Origin of the sequence: Sulfuritalea sp. (genome assembly GCF_017302275.1) — a bacterium.
Classification (GTDB): Bacteria; Pseudomonadota; Gammaproteobacteria; order Burkholderiales; family Rhodocyclaceae; genus Sulfuritalea.
In genome coordinates this window covers 1-14484 of sequence record NZ_JAFLDR010000063.1, presented here as the reverse complement: position 1 = coordinate 14484, position 14484 = coordinate 1, and the positions used below count along the sequence as shown (strand labels likewise).

Below are 14484 nucleotides of genomic sequence, written 5' to 3'. Positions count from 1 at the left end.
CGGCGACGTGCGGGTTGCCGACCGGGCCGAAGACCACGCGCTTGATCATCCACAGCGTGTAGGCGGCGCCGAGGATCAGCGTCGTGGCGGCGGCGAAACCCATCCAGAAATTGGCCTTGATGGCGCCGAGGATGACCATGAACTCACCGACGAAGCCGGAAGTGGCCGGCAGCCCCGAATTGGCCATGGCGAAGAAGACGAACAGCCCGGCGAACCTGGGCATGGTGTGCACCACGCCGCCGTAATCCGCGATCTGGCGCGAATGCATGCGGTCGTACATGACGCCGACGCAAAGGAACATCGCGGCCGAGATGAAGCCGTGCGAAATCATCTGCACCAGCGCGCCCTCGACACCGATGGCATTGAAGATGAAGAAGCCGAGGGTGACGAAACCCATGTGCGAGATCGACGAATAGGCGATCAGCTTCTTCATGTCGGTCTGCACCAGCGCGACGAAGCCGATGTAGACGACCGCGATCAGCGACAGCGCGATCATCATCGGCGCCAGGTGATGGCTGGCGTCGGGCACGATCGGCAGCGAGAACCGGACGAAACCGTAGGCGCCGAGCTTCAGCGCGATGGCCGCCAGCACGACGGAACCGCCGGTCGGCGCCTCGACGTGCGCGTCGGGCAACCAGGTGTGTACCGGCCACATCGGCACCTTGACGGCGAAGGAGAGCAGGAAGGCGATGAAGATCAGGATCTGGGCCGCCATGCCGATATGCATCTTGTGCCAGTCGAGGATGTTGAAGCTGCCGCCGGCCTCGAGGAACAGCCAGATCAGGGCAACCAGCATCAGCAGCGAGCCGAGCAGCGTGTAGAGGAAGAACTTGAAGGCCGCATAGACGCGGTTGGGGCCGCCCCAGACGCCGATGATGATGTACATCGGAATCAGCGAGGCTTCGAAGAACACGTAAAACAGGATGCCGTCGAGCGCGCTGAAGATGCCGTTCATGAGGCCGGACATGACCAGGAAGGCGCCCATGTACTGAGCCTGCTTTTCCTCGATGACTTCCCAGCCGGCCAGCACCACGAACACCGTGATCAGGCTGTTGAGCAGGATGAAGGGCATGGAAATGCCGTCAACGCCGAGGAAGTACTGGACATTGAAGCGGGTGATCCAGGGCGTCTTTTCGACGAACTGCATGCCGGCCTGGGCCGCGTCGAAGCCGGTGTAGAGCGGGATCGTCACGAGGAAACCGGCAACCGCCACCAGCAGCGACAGCCAGCGCACCAGCGCGCGACGTTCCGAGCCGATCCAGAACACCGGCAGCGCGCCGAGGATGGGGACCCAGATTGCGAGACTCAGGAGTTGCGAATTCATCGGATATTCATTCCATCAGGCCGTGTGCGGGAGCGCGCTCCTGCTTCAGGCCCTCCAAAGCGACAGAAGTGCGACCACGCCGAAAATCATCCCGAGCGCGTAGCGATAGATGCGCCCGGACTGGATCATGCCGACCAGCGCGGAGAACCAGCCCACGGCGCCGGCGGAACCATTCACCATGACGCCGTCGATCAGGACCTGGTCGCCGGCTTTCCACAGGCCGCGACCGAGCAGCCGCGAACCGCCGGCGAAGAACCAGTCGTTGAAGCGGTCGAAGCCGTACTTCTCTTCGAGGATCATGGCCGGGAACGCGAGCTTCTGCTTGATCACCGCCGGCAGGTCGGGACGGACGATGTAGAGGTACCAGGCCGTGGCGGCGCCGCCGACGGCGAGCCAGAAAGGCAGCGTGGTGACGCCGTGGGCCATCATGCCGAAAATGCCATGGAACTCGTGGGCCATGGTGGCCATGCCCTTGTGCACTTCGGCAATGGTGATCGCGTTGCCGAACCAGTTGCCATAAAGGATGGTGCCGATCAGCCAGCCCGAGGCGATGGCGGGAATCGCCAGCAGGATCAGCGGCAGCGTGACGACCCTGGGCGACTCGTGCGGCTCGACCGGGCCATGATGGCCGTGGTCGTCGTGCGCGTCATGGTGGGCGTCGTGGTCGTGGCCATGGTCGCCATGGTGCTCCGCAGCCTTGCGGAAGCGCTCTTCGCCGTGGAAGGTGAAGAAGATCAGGCGGAAGGAATACAGGCCGCCGACAAATACCGCGGCCAGGGCGCAGAAGTAGGCGAATCCGGCACCGGGCACATTGGCGAGGTGCACCGCCTCGATGATTGAATCCTTGGAGAAGAACCCCGCGAACGGCGGCAGGCCGGCGTTGGCGATGGCGCCGATCAGCATGGTGGCGTAAGTGATCGGCATGTACTTGCGCAGGCCGCCCATCTTGCGCATGTCCTGCTCGTGGTGCATGGCGATGATCACCGAACCGGCGCCGAGGAACAGTACGGCCTTGAAGAAGGCGTGGGTCATCAGGTGGAAGATTGCCACCGAGTAGGCCGAGGCGCCCAGCGCCATGGTCATGTAGCCGAGTTGCGACAGCGTCGAGTAGGCGACGACGCGCTTGACGTCGGTCTGGACGATGGCGACCAGGGCCATGAACAGGGTGGTGATGGCACCGACGACGATGACGAAGGACAGCGCGGTGTCGGACAGCTCGAACAGCGGCGACATGCGCGAGACCATGAAGATGCCGGCCGTGACCATGGTCGCGGCATGGATCAGCGCGGAAATCGGGGTCGGGCCTTCCATCGAGTCGGGCAGCCAGACATGCAGCGGGAACTGCGCCGACTTGCCCATGGCGCCGATGAACAGGCAGATGCAGACGGCGGTGATCAACGGCCAGCCGGTGACGGCCTCGGTCAGCGCCGCCAGTTCATTGCGCTTGGCGAAGACTTCGGCGTAGTCGAGGCTACCGGCATAGGCAGCGATCAGGCCGATGCCGAGCAGGAAGCCGAAGTCGCCGACGCGATTGACCAGGAAGGCCTTCAGGTTGGCGTAGATCGCCGTCGGGCGCACCGACCAGAAACCGATCAGCAGGTAGGACACGAGGCCCACCGCTTCCCAGCCGAAGAACAGCTGGACGAAGTTGTTGCTCATGACGAGCATCAGCATCGAGAAGGTGAACAGCGAGATGTAGCTGAAGAAGCGCTGATAGCTGTTGGTGCCGGCCTTGCTGCCCTGGGGCCAGTTGTCCTCGTCGTGCGCCATGTAGCCGATGGTGTAGATGTGCACCATCAGTGAAACGAAGGTCACCACCAGCATCATCAGCACGGTCAGCTGGTCGATCAGGAAGCCGACTTCGAGCTTGAGGCCGCCCGATTCCATCCACTGGTACACGGTGCCGTTGAAGGTGTGGCCGGCCTGGACGTCCCGGAAGATGATCACCGAAATGACGAAGGAGATCGCGACGCCGATCGAGGTGACGGTGTGCGCGCCGGCACGGCCCAGCAGGTTGCCGAAGAAGCCCGCCAGGATGGCGCCGACCAGCGGCGCCAGGGGGACCATCAGATAAAGTGTCTTCATTCCCATTGCCCCTCAGCCCTTCAGACTGTCGAGATCCTCGACATCGATGGAGGACAGGTTGCGGAACAGCACCACCAGGATGGCGAGACCGATACCCGACTCGGCGGCTGCCACGACGAGGATGAAAAACACGAAGAGCTGGCCCGAAAGATCGTTGAGGTAATGCGAGAACGCGACAAAATTCAGATTCACGGCCAGCAGCATCAGCTCGATGGCCATCAGCAGCACGATCAGGTTCTTGCGGTTGAGGAAGATGCCGACGATGCTGATGGCGAACAGGATCGCCGCCAGGATAAGGTAGTGCGACAGAGAGATCATGCCTTTTCCCCTTGCTTCGCCGCCGGCAGATCGACTTCGGGCGCCATCTTGACCAGGCGCATGCGGTCCTTGGCCTTGACCGCGATCTGGTCGGAAGCCTGCATCGCCTTGTTGTCCTTGCGGCGGCGCAGCGTCAGCATGACGGCGACGATGATCGCCACCAACAGGATGACGGACGCAATTTCAAACGGATAGGCGTAGTCGGTGTAGAGCACCCGCGCCAGTTCCTTGGTGTTGCTGTGGTTGGCCGGCATGTTCTGCGCCGGCAGGTTGGCGAGACCGAAATAGCGACCGGACAGCACTGCCGCCATCTCGGCGATCAAAAGGGCGCCGACCAGGGCGCCGATCGGCAGGTTTTTCCAGAACCCCTGGCGGACGCGCTCGATGTTGATGTCGAGCATCATCACCACGAAGAGGAAGAGCACCATCACCGCGCCGACATAGACCATGATCAGCACCAGCGAGAGGAATTCCGCCTGCAGCAGCATCCACAGCCCGGACACGTTGAAGAAGGCCAGCACCAGGAACAGGGCCGCATGCACCGGATTGCGCGCGGTGATCACGCGCAGCGCGGCGAGCACTGTCACCGTGGAGAAGAGGTAGAAGAGGATAGTCTTGAATTCCATGGCTGGATTGGCGTGGCGTCAGCGGTAAGGGGCATCCTGGGCGCGATCGGCAGCGATCTGCGCTTCGTTGCGGTCGCCCACGGCCAGCAGCATCTGCTTGGTGTAGTAAAGGTCGCCGCGCGCTTCGCCGTGATATTCGAAGATCCGGGTCTGCACGATGGCATCGACCGGGCAGGCCTCCTCGCAGAACCCGCAGAAAATGCACTTGGTCAGGTCGATGTCGTAGCGCGTGGTACGCCTGCTGCCGTCGTCGCGCTCGGCCGACTCGATGGTGATTGCCAGCGCGGGACAGACCGCCTCGCACAGCTTGCAGGCGATGCAGCGCTCTTCGCCGTTCGGGTACCGTCGCAACGCGTGCAGGCCGCGGAAACGGTTGCTCTGCGGCGTCTTTTCATCCGGGTACTGCACGGTGATCTTGCGCGCGAACATGTAGCGGCCGGTTACCGCCATGCCCTTGAACAGCTCCTTGAGGAACAAGCTGCCGATGAAGTCTTTTGCACCCATGTCGAGTTCTCCCGGCCCTATTTCCAGATCGTCAGCGGCGACATCATCCAGACCCCGACCACCAGGATCCAGACCAGCGTCAGCGGCACGAAGACCTTCCAGCCCAGGCGCATGAGCTGGTCATAGCGATAACGCGGGAAGGTGGCGCGAATCCAGAGGAAGAAGAACAGGATCGCGGCCATCTTCGCCGCCATCCAGTGGAATCCGTCCGGAATGAAACCCACGGGAGACAGCCAGCCGCCGAGGAAGAAGATCGACGTCATGGCCGAGATCAGGATCATGTTGGCGTATTCGGCGAGGAAGAACATCGCGAAGGCCATGCCGGAATACTCGACCATGTGTCCGGCGACGATTTCCGACTCGCCTTCGACCACGTCGAACGGCGCGCGATTGGTCTCGGCCACGCCGGAAATCAGGTAGACCGCGAACATCGGCAGCAGCGGCAGCCAGTTCCAGGACAGGAAGCCAAGGCCCATGCCGGCGGCACGCCCCTTGTCCTGCGCCATCACGATGTCGCTCAAGTTGAGGCTGTTGGACACCATCAGCACGGTGATCAGGGCGAGGCCCATCGAGACTTCGTAGGAAATCATCTGGGCTGAGGCACGCATGGCGCCGAAGAACGGGTACTTGGAGTTCGAGGCCCAGCCGGCGACGATGATGCCGTAGACGCCGATCGAACCAACCGCCAGCAGGTAGAGCACGCCCGCATCGACATTGGCCAGCACCCAGCCGGAGGAAAACGGGATTACCGCCCACAGTGCAAGCGCGGGTGCGATGGCCATGATGGGGCCGAGCACGAACAGCTTCTTGTCGGCGGCGGCCGGGAAGAGGACTTCCTTGAAGAACAGCTTGAGGCCGTCAGCGATCGGTTGCAGAAGACCCCAGGGGCCGACACGGTTGGGGCCGATGCGAACCTGCATCCAGCCGATGACCTTGCGTTCCCAGAACGTAAGATAGGCCACGCACAGCAGCAATGGCGCCATGATCAGGACGATCTTGACCAACGTCCAGATCAGGGGCCAGAGCGGCTTGATCAGGTTCCACAGCGGAGCCCAAAGGGAGCCGAGGACCGAGGCGAGAAGATTGAGGACGGTGGCTTCCATCACGCCTTCTCCACGCTCAGAACGGCAGACATCGGTCCCAGCGCGAGGGTGGTGGCGTGGGCCGCGGAGATACGCACCACACCATCGGGCAGACCGGCGTCGAGTTGTGCCACAAGGTTTGCTTTCGCCGTGCCGCCAGCGCCGACTTTTGCAAGCTGACCTGCGTCAAGGCCGAACTTCTTGAGCATCGCCGAATTCATGCGTGCCGTCGGTACTGCGGAATCGGCGGCCTTCTGCAGCGCAGGTGCACGCCGCACAAGTGCATCGGCGAAATGGATCGGTACGTCGGCAACGCGCTCGACAGCGCCGCCGGCCGCCGATAGATCGAGTCTCACGCCCTCGAGACCGTTGTCGAGGCCGGAGACGAATTCGGCCTGGGCGCCAAGCGCTTCGCTGCGCACATCTTCGCTGCTATTGAATTCGAAACCGTTGATGGCCAGCAGGTTGCCCAGCACGCGCAGCACCTTCCATCCCGGACGGGCTTCGCCCAGGGGCTTCGCGGCGGCATAGAAGCTCTGCACGCGGCCTTCGGTATTGACGAAGCTACCCGAGGTTTCGGAGAAGGGCGCTACGGGCAGCAGGACGGCGGCGTAATCGAGCATGGCCGGCGACTTGAAGGGGGTCAGGACGACGGTGACGGCGGACTTTTTCAGCGCGGCCAGCGCCAGCGCGCCATCGGCGCAATCGAGTTCGGGCTCGGCGCCAAGGACGACATAGGCTTGGCGCGAATCCTTGAGCATCGCCGCCGCATTCAGGCCACTGCCGGAAGGAACCGCCTTGGCCACATAGCCACCGACGCTGTTCGCGGCCTCGCCGAGGAAGCCGAACTTGCCGCCGAGCGCCTTCGCCAATTGGCCGGCCAGCGCCTGCAGGGTGGCCGCCTGGGGATGCTGCTGCGCGAAGTTGCCGAGCAGGACGGCCGTATTGCTGCCCGAAGCCAGGCTCTGGGCGATCGCCTGCGCTTCGGCCGAGACGGTGAGGGCGGATAGCGCGGCATCGGCACTTGCGCCCTTGAGCGCACACACGGCCTTGACGACCTGGGCGAGCAAGGCCGGCAGTTGCGATGGCGCAGCGACGGCCCGCGCGGTCAGGTTGATAAGCAGCTCGTCGTTCGCGCTGTGCAGGATGCAGACTTGCGCACCCTTCTTGGCGGACTGGCGCAGGCGCTGGGCAATCAGCGGGTGGTCCTTGCGCAGGAAGGAGCCGACCACCAGGACGCGGTCAAGGCCGCTGATGTCGGCGATCTTCATGCCCAGCGAAGGTATGCCGGCACGCTTGCCATCGGCCGAAAAATCACTTTGACGCAGGCGGAAATCGACGCTATCGCTACCGAGTCCGCGCAGCAGCTTCTGCGCGAGATAGAGTTCTTCCACCGTCGAATGCGGGCTCAACAGGCCACCGATCGCCGCGCCGCCATGGGTCGTGGCCACGTCGCGCAGCGCGTGCGCGGCGTAATCGAGAGCGACGTTCCAGTCGACCTCTTTCCATTCACCGCCCTGCTTCACCATGGGCTTGGTCAGCCGGTCGGCGGAACCCAGGCCCTGGTAGGAGAACCGCTCCTTGTCCGAAAGCCAGCACTCGTTGATGTCTTCGTTTTCCAAGGGCAGCACGCGCAGCACCTTGTCGTGCTTGGTCTGCACGATCAGGTTGCTGCCCAGTCCGTCATGCGGACTCACCGACTTGCGTCGCGAGAGTTCCCAGGTACGGGCCGAGAAGCGGAAGGGCTTGGAGGTCAGGGCACCGACCGGGCAGAGGTCAATGATGTTGCCGGAGAGTTCGGTATCCACGGTCTTGCCGATGAAAGGCATGACTTCCGCGCGCTCGCCGCGGTAGGACTGGCCGAGTTCCTGGAAGCCGGCAATTTCGGCGGTGAAGCGGACGCAGCGCGTGCAGTTGATGCAGCGGGTCATGTCGGTCGCCACCAGCGGACCGAGATCCTTGTCCGGTACGACGCGCTTCTCCTCTTCGTACTTCGAGGCTGACTCACCATAGCCGACCGCGAGGTCCTGCAATTGGCACTCGCCGCCCTGGTCGCAAATCGGGCAGTCCAGCGGGTGGTTGATCAGCAGGAACTCCATCACCGCCTTCTGCGCCTTGACGGCCAGATCGGAATGCGTGAATACCTTCATGCCATTGGTGACGGTGGTGGCGCAGGCCGGCATCGGCTTCGGCGCCTTTTCCACCTGCACCAGGCACATGCGGCAGTTGGCCGCGATGGAAAGTTTCTTGTGGTAGCAGAAGTGCGGGATGTAGGTGCCCAGCTTGTGCGCCGCCTCGATGACGGTGCTGCCGTCCTCGACCTGCAGGGTCTTGCCGTCGATTTCGATTTCGACCATCAGACGTTCCCCGCCTTGAAGAAGCCGCTGCCCATCCTCTGCACTTCGGGATCGACCAGGCACTTCTTGTTCTCGATGTGGTACTCGAACTCGCCCTGGAAATGCTTGATGAAGCTGCGCACCGGGAAGGCGGCGGCATCGGCGAGCGCGCAAATGGTTTTGCCCATCATGTTGTCGGTGACGCGATTCAGCAGGTCGAGGTCCTCGGGGCGGCCTTCGCCATGCTCGATGCGATGCACGACGCGGTAGAGCCAACCGCTGCCTTCGCGGCAGGGCGTGCACTGACCACAGGACTCTTCGTAGTAGAAGTAGGACAGGCGCTCCAGCGCCTTGACCATGCACACCGTCTCATCCATGACGATCACGGCGCCGGAACCGAGCATGGAGCCGGCCTTGGCGATCGAATCGTAATCCATGGTGCAGTCCATGATGACATCGCCTGGTAGCACCGGAGCGGAGGAACCGCCCGGGATCACCGCCTTGAGCTTTCGTCCGCCGCGCATGCCGCCGGCCATCTCGAGCAGCTTGGCGAAGGGCGTGCCCATCGGAACCTCGAAGTTGCCGGGACGATTGACGTGGCCTGAAACCGAGAACAGCTTGGTGCCGCCGTTGTTGGGCTTGCCCAGGTTGAGGTAGGCCTCGCCGCCCATGCCAAGGATGAAGGGAATCGCGGCAAAGGTTTCGGTGTTGTTGATCGTGGTCGGCTTGCCATAGAGGCCGAAATTCGCCGGAAAGGGCGGCTTGAAGCGCGGCTGGCCCTTCTTGCCCTCGATGGATTCGAGCAGGCCGGTTTCCTCGCCGCAGATGTAGGCGCCCCAGCCGTGGTGTGCGAAAAGATCGAAGCTGAATCCGGAACCGAGGATGTTGTCGCCCAGGTAACCGGCGGCGCGGGCCTGGTCGAGTGCTTCCTCGAAGCGCTGGTAGGTCTCGAAGATTTCGCCGTGGATGTAGTTGTAGCCTGCCTTGGCACCCACCGCATAGCCGGCGATGATCATGCCTTCGATCACCGAGTGCGGATCGAAGCGCATCAGGTCGCGATCCTTGAAGGTTCCGGGTTCGCCTTCGTCGGTGTTGCAGACGACGTATTTCACCGGCGCCGCCTTGGGCATGAAGCTCCACTTCAGGCCAGTGGGAAATCCCGCACCGCCGCGTCCGCGCAGCACCGACTTCTTGACCTCGGCGATCAGGTCGTCCTGGCTCATCTTGCTTTCGAGCACGCGGCGCAACTGTTTGTAACCGCCACGGGCCTCGTAGTCCTTGAGGCTCCAGCCAGCGTCGCCCTTGGCCCAGCCGGTGGTCAGCAGTGGATTGATGGTGTCGATCAGTGCCATGTTATTTGCATTCAGCCAGCAGCGCGTCGATCTGCTCGGGCAACATGAAGCTGCACATGCGCTTGTTGTTCACCAACATCACTGGCGCATCGCCGCAGGCGCCCATGCACTCGCCTTCCTTGAGGGTGAACTTGCCGTCGGCGGTGGTCTCGTTGAAGTCGACGCCGAGCTTATGCTTGACGTAGTCCGCGGCATGGACGCCACCCGACAGCGCGCAGGGCAGATTGGTGCACACCGTAATCTTGTACTTGCCGACCGGATGCAGGTCGTACATGTTGTAGAAGCTCGCCACCTCGTAGGCCGCCATGGGTGCCATGCCGAGGTAGGTGGCAACGGCAGCGATGGTTTCCTTGGGCAGCCAGCCCTTTTCATCCTGGGCGATGACCAGCGCCGCCATGACGGCGGACTGCTTCTGGTCGGCGGGATACTTGGCCACCTCCCGATCGATCTTTTTCAGGGACTCGGGGCTCAATTCGGGACTCAACATGGTGTTCTGCGTATTCATGCGGTCTATCTATCCACGTCGCCAAGGACAAGGTCGATGGTTCCGATCACGGCGGTTGCATCGGCCAGCATGTGGCCTCGGCACATTTCATCGGTTGCGGCCAGGTGAGGAATTCCCGCCGTATGCAGCTTGATGCGGTAGGGCTTGTTGGCGCCGTCGGACACCGCCCAAACGCCCATTTCGCCCTTCGGATGCTCGATCGCGACATAGGCCTCGCCGGGAGGCACGTGCATCCCCTCGGAGAACAGCTTGAAATGGTGGATCAACTCTTCCATGCTGCCCTTCATCCTTTCCCTGGAGGGCGGCGCCACTTTGTGGTCGTCGGAGATGACGGGGCCGGGATTGGCGCGCAGCCAGGCTATGCACTGCTTGATGATGCGATTGGCCTGGGCCATTTCTTCCATGCGCACCAGATAGCGATCGTAGGTGTCGCCGTTGACGCCCACCGGAATGTCGAAATCCATCCGGTCATAAACCTCGTACGGCTGCTTCTTGCGCAAATCCCACTCGATGCCGGAACCACGCAGCATGGCGCCACTGAAACCGAGCTGCAGGGCGCGCTCGGGGCTGACCACGCCAATGCCGACGGTGCGCTGCTTCCAGATCCGGTTGTCGGTCAGCAGCGTGTGGTATTCGTTGAGGTAGACCGGGAAACGATTCGTGAAATCCTCAAGGAAATCGAGCAGGGTGCCGTTGCGCGCCTCGTTCAACTCCTTCACCGTTTGCGCATTCTTGAAACGGTTTTCCTGGTACTTCGGCATCCGGTCGGGCAGATCGCGATAGACCCCGCCGGGTCGGAAATAGGCCTGGTGCATCCGGATGCCACAGGTCGCTTCCAGAATATCGAAGAGATCCTCGCGCTCACGGAAGGTGTACAGCACCATGGTCATGGCGCCGATGTCCAGGGCATGCGTACCGATGTTCAGCAGGTGGTTCTTGATCCGCGTGATCTCGTCGAACATGACGCGAATGTACTGGGCGCGGATCGGGACCTCGATGCCCAGCAGGCGTTCGACCGCCAGGCAGTAGGCGTGTTCGCTGGGAATCATCGACGTGTAGTCGAGGCGATCCATATAGGGCAATGTCTGCAACCAGGTGCGGGTTTCCGCGAGCTTCTCGGTGCCACGATGCAGCAGGCCGATGTGCGGATCGGCACGTACCACGACTTCGCCGTCGAGTTCAAGCACCAGGCGCAGCACGCCGTGCGCAGCCGGATGCTGGGGACCGAAATTGAGCGTGTAGTTCTTGATGTCAGCCACGGCTGCCGCCTTTTCCGTACGAGTCTTCGCGCACGATGCGCGGCGTCACTTCACGCGGTTCGATGGTCACAGGCTGGTAAATCACGCGCTTCTGCTCCGGGTCATAGCGCATCTCGACATAACCCGAGATCGGGAAGTCCTTGCGGAATGGATGGCCGACAAAGCCGTAGTCGGTGAGGATGCGACGCAGGTCGACATGGCCCTCGAAGTGAATCCCGAACAGGTCGAACGCTTCGCGCTCGTACCAGTTGGCGCTGCTCCAGATGTCCATCACGGACGCGACGACGGGGAAGTCGTCGTCCGGAGCGAACACCCGGACACGCAGTCGCCAGTTGTGGGCCAGCGAAAGCAGCTGACTCACCGCCGCGTAGCGCGGCCCCTGATATCCGGTGTACTCCGAGTAATCGATTCCGGAAAGGTCCATCAGTTGTTCGAACCGGAACACGGGCTCGTCACGCAAGCGGCGCATCACATCGGCATAGTGTGCCGATGGAACAACGACGGTCAATTCACCCAGCGCCAGCACGGGATCGCCAATGCGATCACCAAAGACTTCCTTCAACAACCGGCCAAGTCGTTCCAGTTTCTCGCTCATGGGTTCAGGTCAGCGGGCAATGGTGGTGGTGCGGCGGATCTTGCTTTGCAACTGGATCAGACCGTAGAGCAGTGCTTCGGCGGTCGGAGGACAGCCCGGCACGTAGACGTCTACGGGGACGATGCGATCGACGCCACGCACCACCGAATACGAATAGTGGTAATAGCCGCCACCGTTGGCGCAGGAACCCATCGACAGTACCCAGCGCGGCTCGGCCATCTGGTCGTAGACCTTGCGCAGTGCCGGAGCCATCTTGTTGGTCAGCGTGCCGGCGACGATCATCACGTCGGACTGCCGGGGGCTCGGCCGAAACACGATGCCGAAGCGGTCGAGGTCGTAGCGCGAGCATCCGGCATGGATCATTTCGATGGCGCAACACGCCAGCCCGAACGTCATCGGCCACATGGAACCGGTGCGGGTCCAGTTGATGATCTTGTCCAGCGACGTGGTGACGAAACCTTCCTGCAGAACGCCTTCGATGCTCATGCGCGGGTATCCATTGTTTCTTTCACTCCCAGTCCAGCGCGCCTTTGGCCCAGGCGTAGATGTAACCAACCACCAGGATGCCGATGAACACGAACATTTCGATGAAGCCGAAGAGCTTCACCGCCGGAGTATTGACGATCTCCTGGAAAATCGTCGCCCAGGGGAAAAGGAAGGCGATCTCAAGGTCGAACAGGATGAAGAGGATGGCAATCAGGTAGTAGCGGACATCGAACTTCATCCGCGCATCCTCGAACGGAGCAAATCCGCATTCGAAGGCGGAAAGCTTCTCGCTGTCAGGGCGATTGGGCGCGATCAACCAGCCGAGGAGTATGGGAGCGCAGCCGAAAGCCAAGCCAACCAGGATGAAGACAAGGACAGGGAAGTAGTTATCCAGCATTATGGTGGCACGGCCACTTCTTCACGATTTGTACATGACCGGCCAGCCCGCAATACCGCGCAGAATTACCGGAACTCAACCACCCTTTGCTGCCCACTACCCGAAAAATTACCTGGTGCCGACGGTGAGACTCGAACTCACACAGCTTTCGCCACTACCCCCTCAAGATAGCGTGTCTACCAATTTCACCACGTCGGCAATTGCGCTAAGCGCGAGCGGCGCAAATTATATAACAAGCCATTGAGCCACTCATGCACTGCAACAAAAAAATCTATCCATTTGCCGCGACGACACCTATTTCGGAATGTCTTTCGCTTTCGAATCAGGGGCCGACGGCGTCGTGTCGGGAATAGCGGGCATCGCCTGCGCCGGCGCCGAATCCATGACGCTTCCCGATGCCCTGGGCGCGGAATTGGCGATATAGGAAAGCCCGAGGCTCGTCAAAAAGAAGACGGCCGCCAATACAGCGGTCGCACGGGAAAGAAAATTCGCCGATCCGGTAGCTCCGAAAAGGCTGCCCGAAGCGCCGCTGCCGAACGCCGCGCCCATGTCGGCGCCCTTTCCATGCTGCAACAGCACCAGGCCAATGACGCCAACCCCGGCAATGATATGCAGGGTCAGCAGCAGGGTATGCACTATGTCCATGACGACCTCTTGAATTCGGTACTCAGGCGGCGGCTGCGCAAATCGCGAGGAAATCCGCCGCCACCAGGGATGCTCCGCCGATCAATCCACCGTCGATATCGGGTTGGCCAAACAGTTCGGCCGCGTTGCCGGCCTTGACGCTGCCACCGTAGAGAATGCGCAACCCGCCGGCGATCGCGGCATCTTCCCGCGCAAAACGGCTGCGAATCAGGGCGTGAACCTCCTGCGCCTGTTCCGGCGATGCGGTACGGCCGGTCCCGATTGCCCAGACCGGCTCGTAAGCAACAATGGCTTTGGCAAAGTCGGTGATTTCGCACCCGCCAAGGACGGCATCGATCTGTCGCGTCACGACCTCGCCGGTGATTCCGGCTTCCCGTTCGGCGAGCGACTCCCCGACGCACAGAATCGGCACAAGCCCGGCTTTCCTCGCGGCGACGAACTTGGCCGCAACAACCGCATCCGTGTCGCCGAAGAACGACCGCCGCTCGGAATGACCGACCAGAACATAGCGACAAGCAAAGTCGGCAAGCATCGCGGCACTGACTTCTCCCGTCCAGGCGCCCTGCGCATGTTCGGAAACGTCCTGGGCGCCCCATGCGACCTTGCTGCCGTTGAGCGCTGCCTGGGCCTGCGCAAGATAGGGATACGGCACGCACAGTGCGACTTCCGCGGCACCACCGGCGCCGTCGCGTACCGCGTGCAGCAGCCCGAGATTGGCAGCGAGGCTGCCATGCATTTTCCAGTTTCCGGCAACGAGTTTGGTGCGCATGATCAAAACCATCATTGGTAGGAAGCCTGCCATTATAGCGGCAGGGCTGTTCAAACGCCAGACTGCGGCCACGTGGTGTTGGGAGTTAATGAGTTGTCCGGTTCTGTAGCACGCCATCTGTCCGGTCGTCATAGTGCCCTGAAGGGGGTGCGAGATGAGACGGACGGAAGTGCTACAGGAGATCCGGAAGATGAGATTCGA

The 14484-nt window shown here is 62.0% G+C and carries 15 protein-coding genes and 1 tRNA gene; all 16 read right to left on the bottom strand.

Annotation, left to right across the window (positions count from 1 at the left end; all coding sequences use genetic code 11):
- Positions 1-1324: NADH-quinone oxidoreductase subunit M (locus J0M27_RS20315; RefSeq protein WP_294996239.1), on the bottom strand; the 1324-nt coding region annotated here is incomplete at its 3' end.
- A 45-nt stretch (positions 1325-1369) separates the two neighbouring features.
- Complete coding sequence (gene nuoL / locus J0M27_RS20310; protein WP_294996236.1) at positions 1370-3409, bottom strand: NADH-quinone oxidoreductase subunit L; 2040 nt, start codon at positions 3407-3409, stop codon at positions 1370-1372.
- 12 nt (positions 3410-3421) lie between these two features.
- Positions 3422-3727 (bottom strand): NADH-quinone oxidoreductase subunit NuoK, encoded by a 306-nt coding sequence (gene nuoK / locus J0M27_RS20305; RefSeq protein ID WP_294996233.1) that lies wholly within the window; start codon positions 3725-3727, stop codon positions 3422-3424.
- Positions 3724-4353, bottom strand: a complete 630-nt coding sequence (locus J0M27_RS20300; protein WP_294996230.1) for an NADH-quinone oxidoreductase subunit J — start codon at positions 4351-4353, stop codon at positions 3724-3726. Before J0M27_RS20300 ends, nuoK begins: the two co-directional genes overlap by 4 nt.
- A gap of 18 nt (positions 4354-4371) precedes the next feature.
- Positions 4372-4857, bottom strand: coding sequence for an NADH-quinone oxidoreductase subunit NuoI (nuoI, locus tag J0M27_RS20295; RefSeq protein ID WP_294996228.1), 486 nt, complete (start codon positions 4855-4857; stop codon positions 4372-4374).
- A 17-nt stretch (positions 4858-4874) separates the two neighbouring features.
- Complete coding sequence (gene nuoH, locus J0M27_RS20290) at positions 4875-5960, bottom strand: NADH-quinone oxidoreductase subunit NuoH (protein ID WP_294996225.1); 1086 nt, start codon at positions 5958-5960, stop codon at positions 4875-4877.
- Positions 5960-8296 carry an NADH-quinone oxidoreductase subunit NuoG gene (gene nuoG, locus J0M27_RS20285; protein ID WP_294996222.1) on the bottom strand — a complete coding sequence of 779 codons (2337 nt, stop codon included), beginning with the start codon at positions 8294-8296 and terminating at the stop codon, positions 5960-5962. The genes nuoH and nuoG overlap by 1 nt, the downstream gene beginning before the upstream one ends.
- Positions 8296-9627 carry an NADH-quinone oxidoreductase subunit NuoF gene (gene nuoF / locus J0M27_RS20280; protein WP_294996219.1) on the bottom strand — a complete coding sequence of 444 codons (1332 nt, stop codon included), beginning with the start codon at positions 9625-9627 and terminating at the stop codon, positions 8296-8298. The genes nuoG and nuoF overlap by 1 nt, the downstream gene beginning before the upstream one ends.
- Before the next feature lies 1 nt (position 9628).
- Positions 9629-10132, bottom strand: coding sequence for an NADH-quinone oxidoreductase subunit NuoE (gene nuoE, locus J0M27_RS20275; protein ID WP_294996216.1), 504 nt, complete (start codon positions 10130-10132; stop codon positions 9629-9631).
- Between the two features lie 5 nt (positions 10133-10137).
- Positions 10138-11391 carry an NADH-quinone oxidoreductase subunit D gene (locus J0M27_RS20270; RefSeq protein WP_294996213.1) on the bottom strand — a complete coding sequence of 418 codons (1254 nt, stop codon included), beginning with the start codon at positions 11389-11391 and terminating at the stop codon, positions 10138-10140.
- Positions 11384-11986, bottom strand: a complete 603-nt coding sequence (locus tag J0M27_RS20265; RefSeq protein ID WP_294996210.1) for an NADH-quinone oxidoreductase subunit C — start codon at positions 11984-11986, stop codon at positions 11384-11386. The genes J0M27_RS20270 and J0M27_RS20265 overlap by 8 nt, the downstream gene beginning before the upstream one ends.
- A 9-nt stretch (positions 11987-11995) precedes the next feature.
- Positions 11996-12472, bottom strand: a complete 477-nt coding sequence (locus J0M27_RS20260; RefSeq protein ID WP_294996207.1) for an NADH-quinone oxidoreductase subunit B — start codon at positions 12470-12472, stop codon at positions 11996-11998.
- A gap of 22 nt (positions 12473-12494) precedes the next feature.
- Positions 12495-12869 carry an NADH-quinone oxidoreductase subunit A gene (gene ndhC, locus J0M27_RS20255; RefSeq protein WP_294996204.1) on the bottom strand — a complete coding sequence of 125 codons (375 nt, stop codon included), beginning with the start codon at positions 12867-12869 and terminating at the stop codon, positions 12495-12497.
- Between the two features lie 113 nt (positions 12870-12982).
- Positions 12983-13067: transfer RNA gene (locus tag J0M27_RS20250), tRNA-Leu, on the bottom strand.
- 96 nt (positions 13068-13163) lie between these two features.
- Positions 13164-13514: a preprotein translocase subunit SecG gene (gene secG / locus J0M27_RS20245; protein WP_294996201.1), complete on the bottom strand. Its 351-nt coding sequence runs from the start codon at positions 13512-13514 to the stop codon at positions 13164-13166.
- 22 nt (positions 13515-13536) lie between these two features.
- The gene (gene tpiA / locus J0M27_RS20240) at positions 13537-14283 is read right to left on the bottom strand and encodes a triose-phosphate isomerase (RefSeq protein WP_294996242.1); all 747 of its coding nucleotides are present in this window, start codon (positions 14281-14283) and stop codon (positions 13537-13539) included.
- Positions 14284-14484 lie beyond the last annotated feature (201 nt).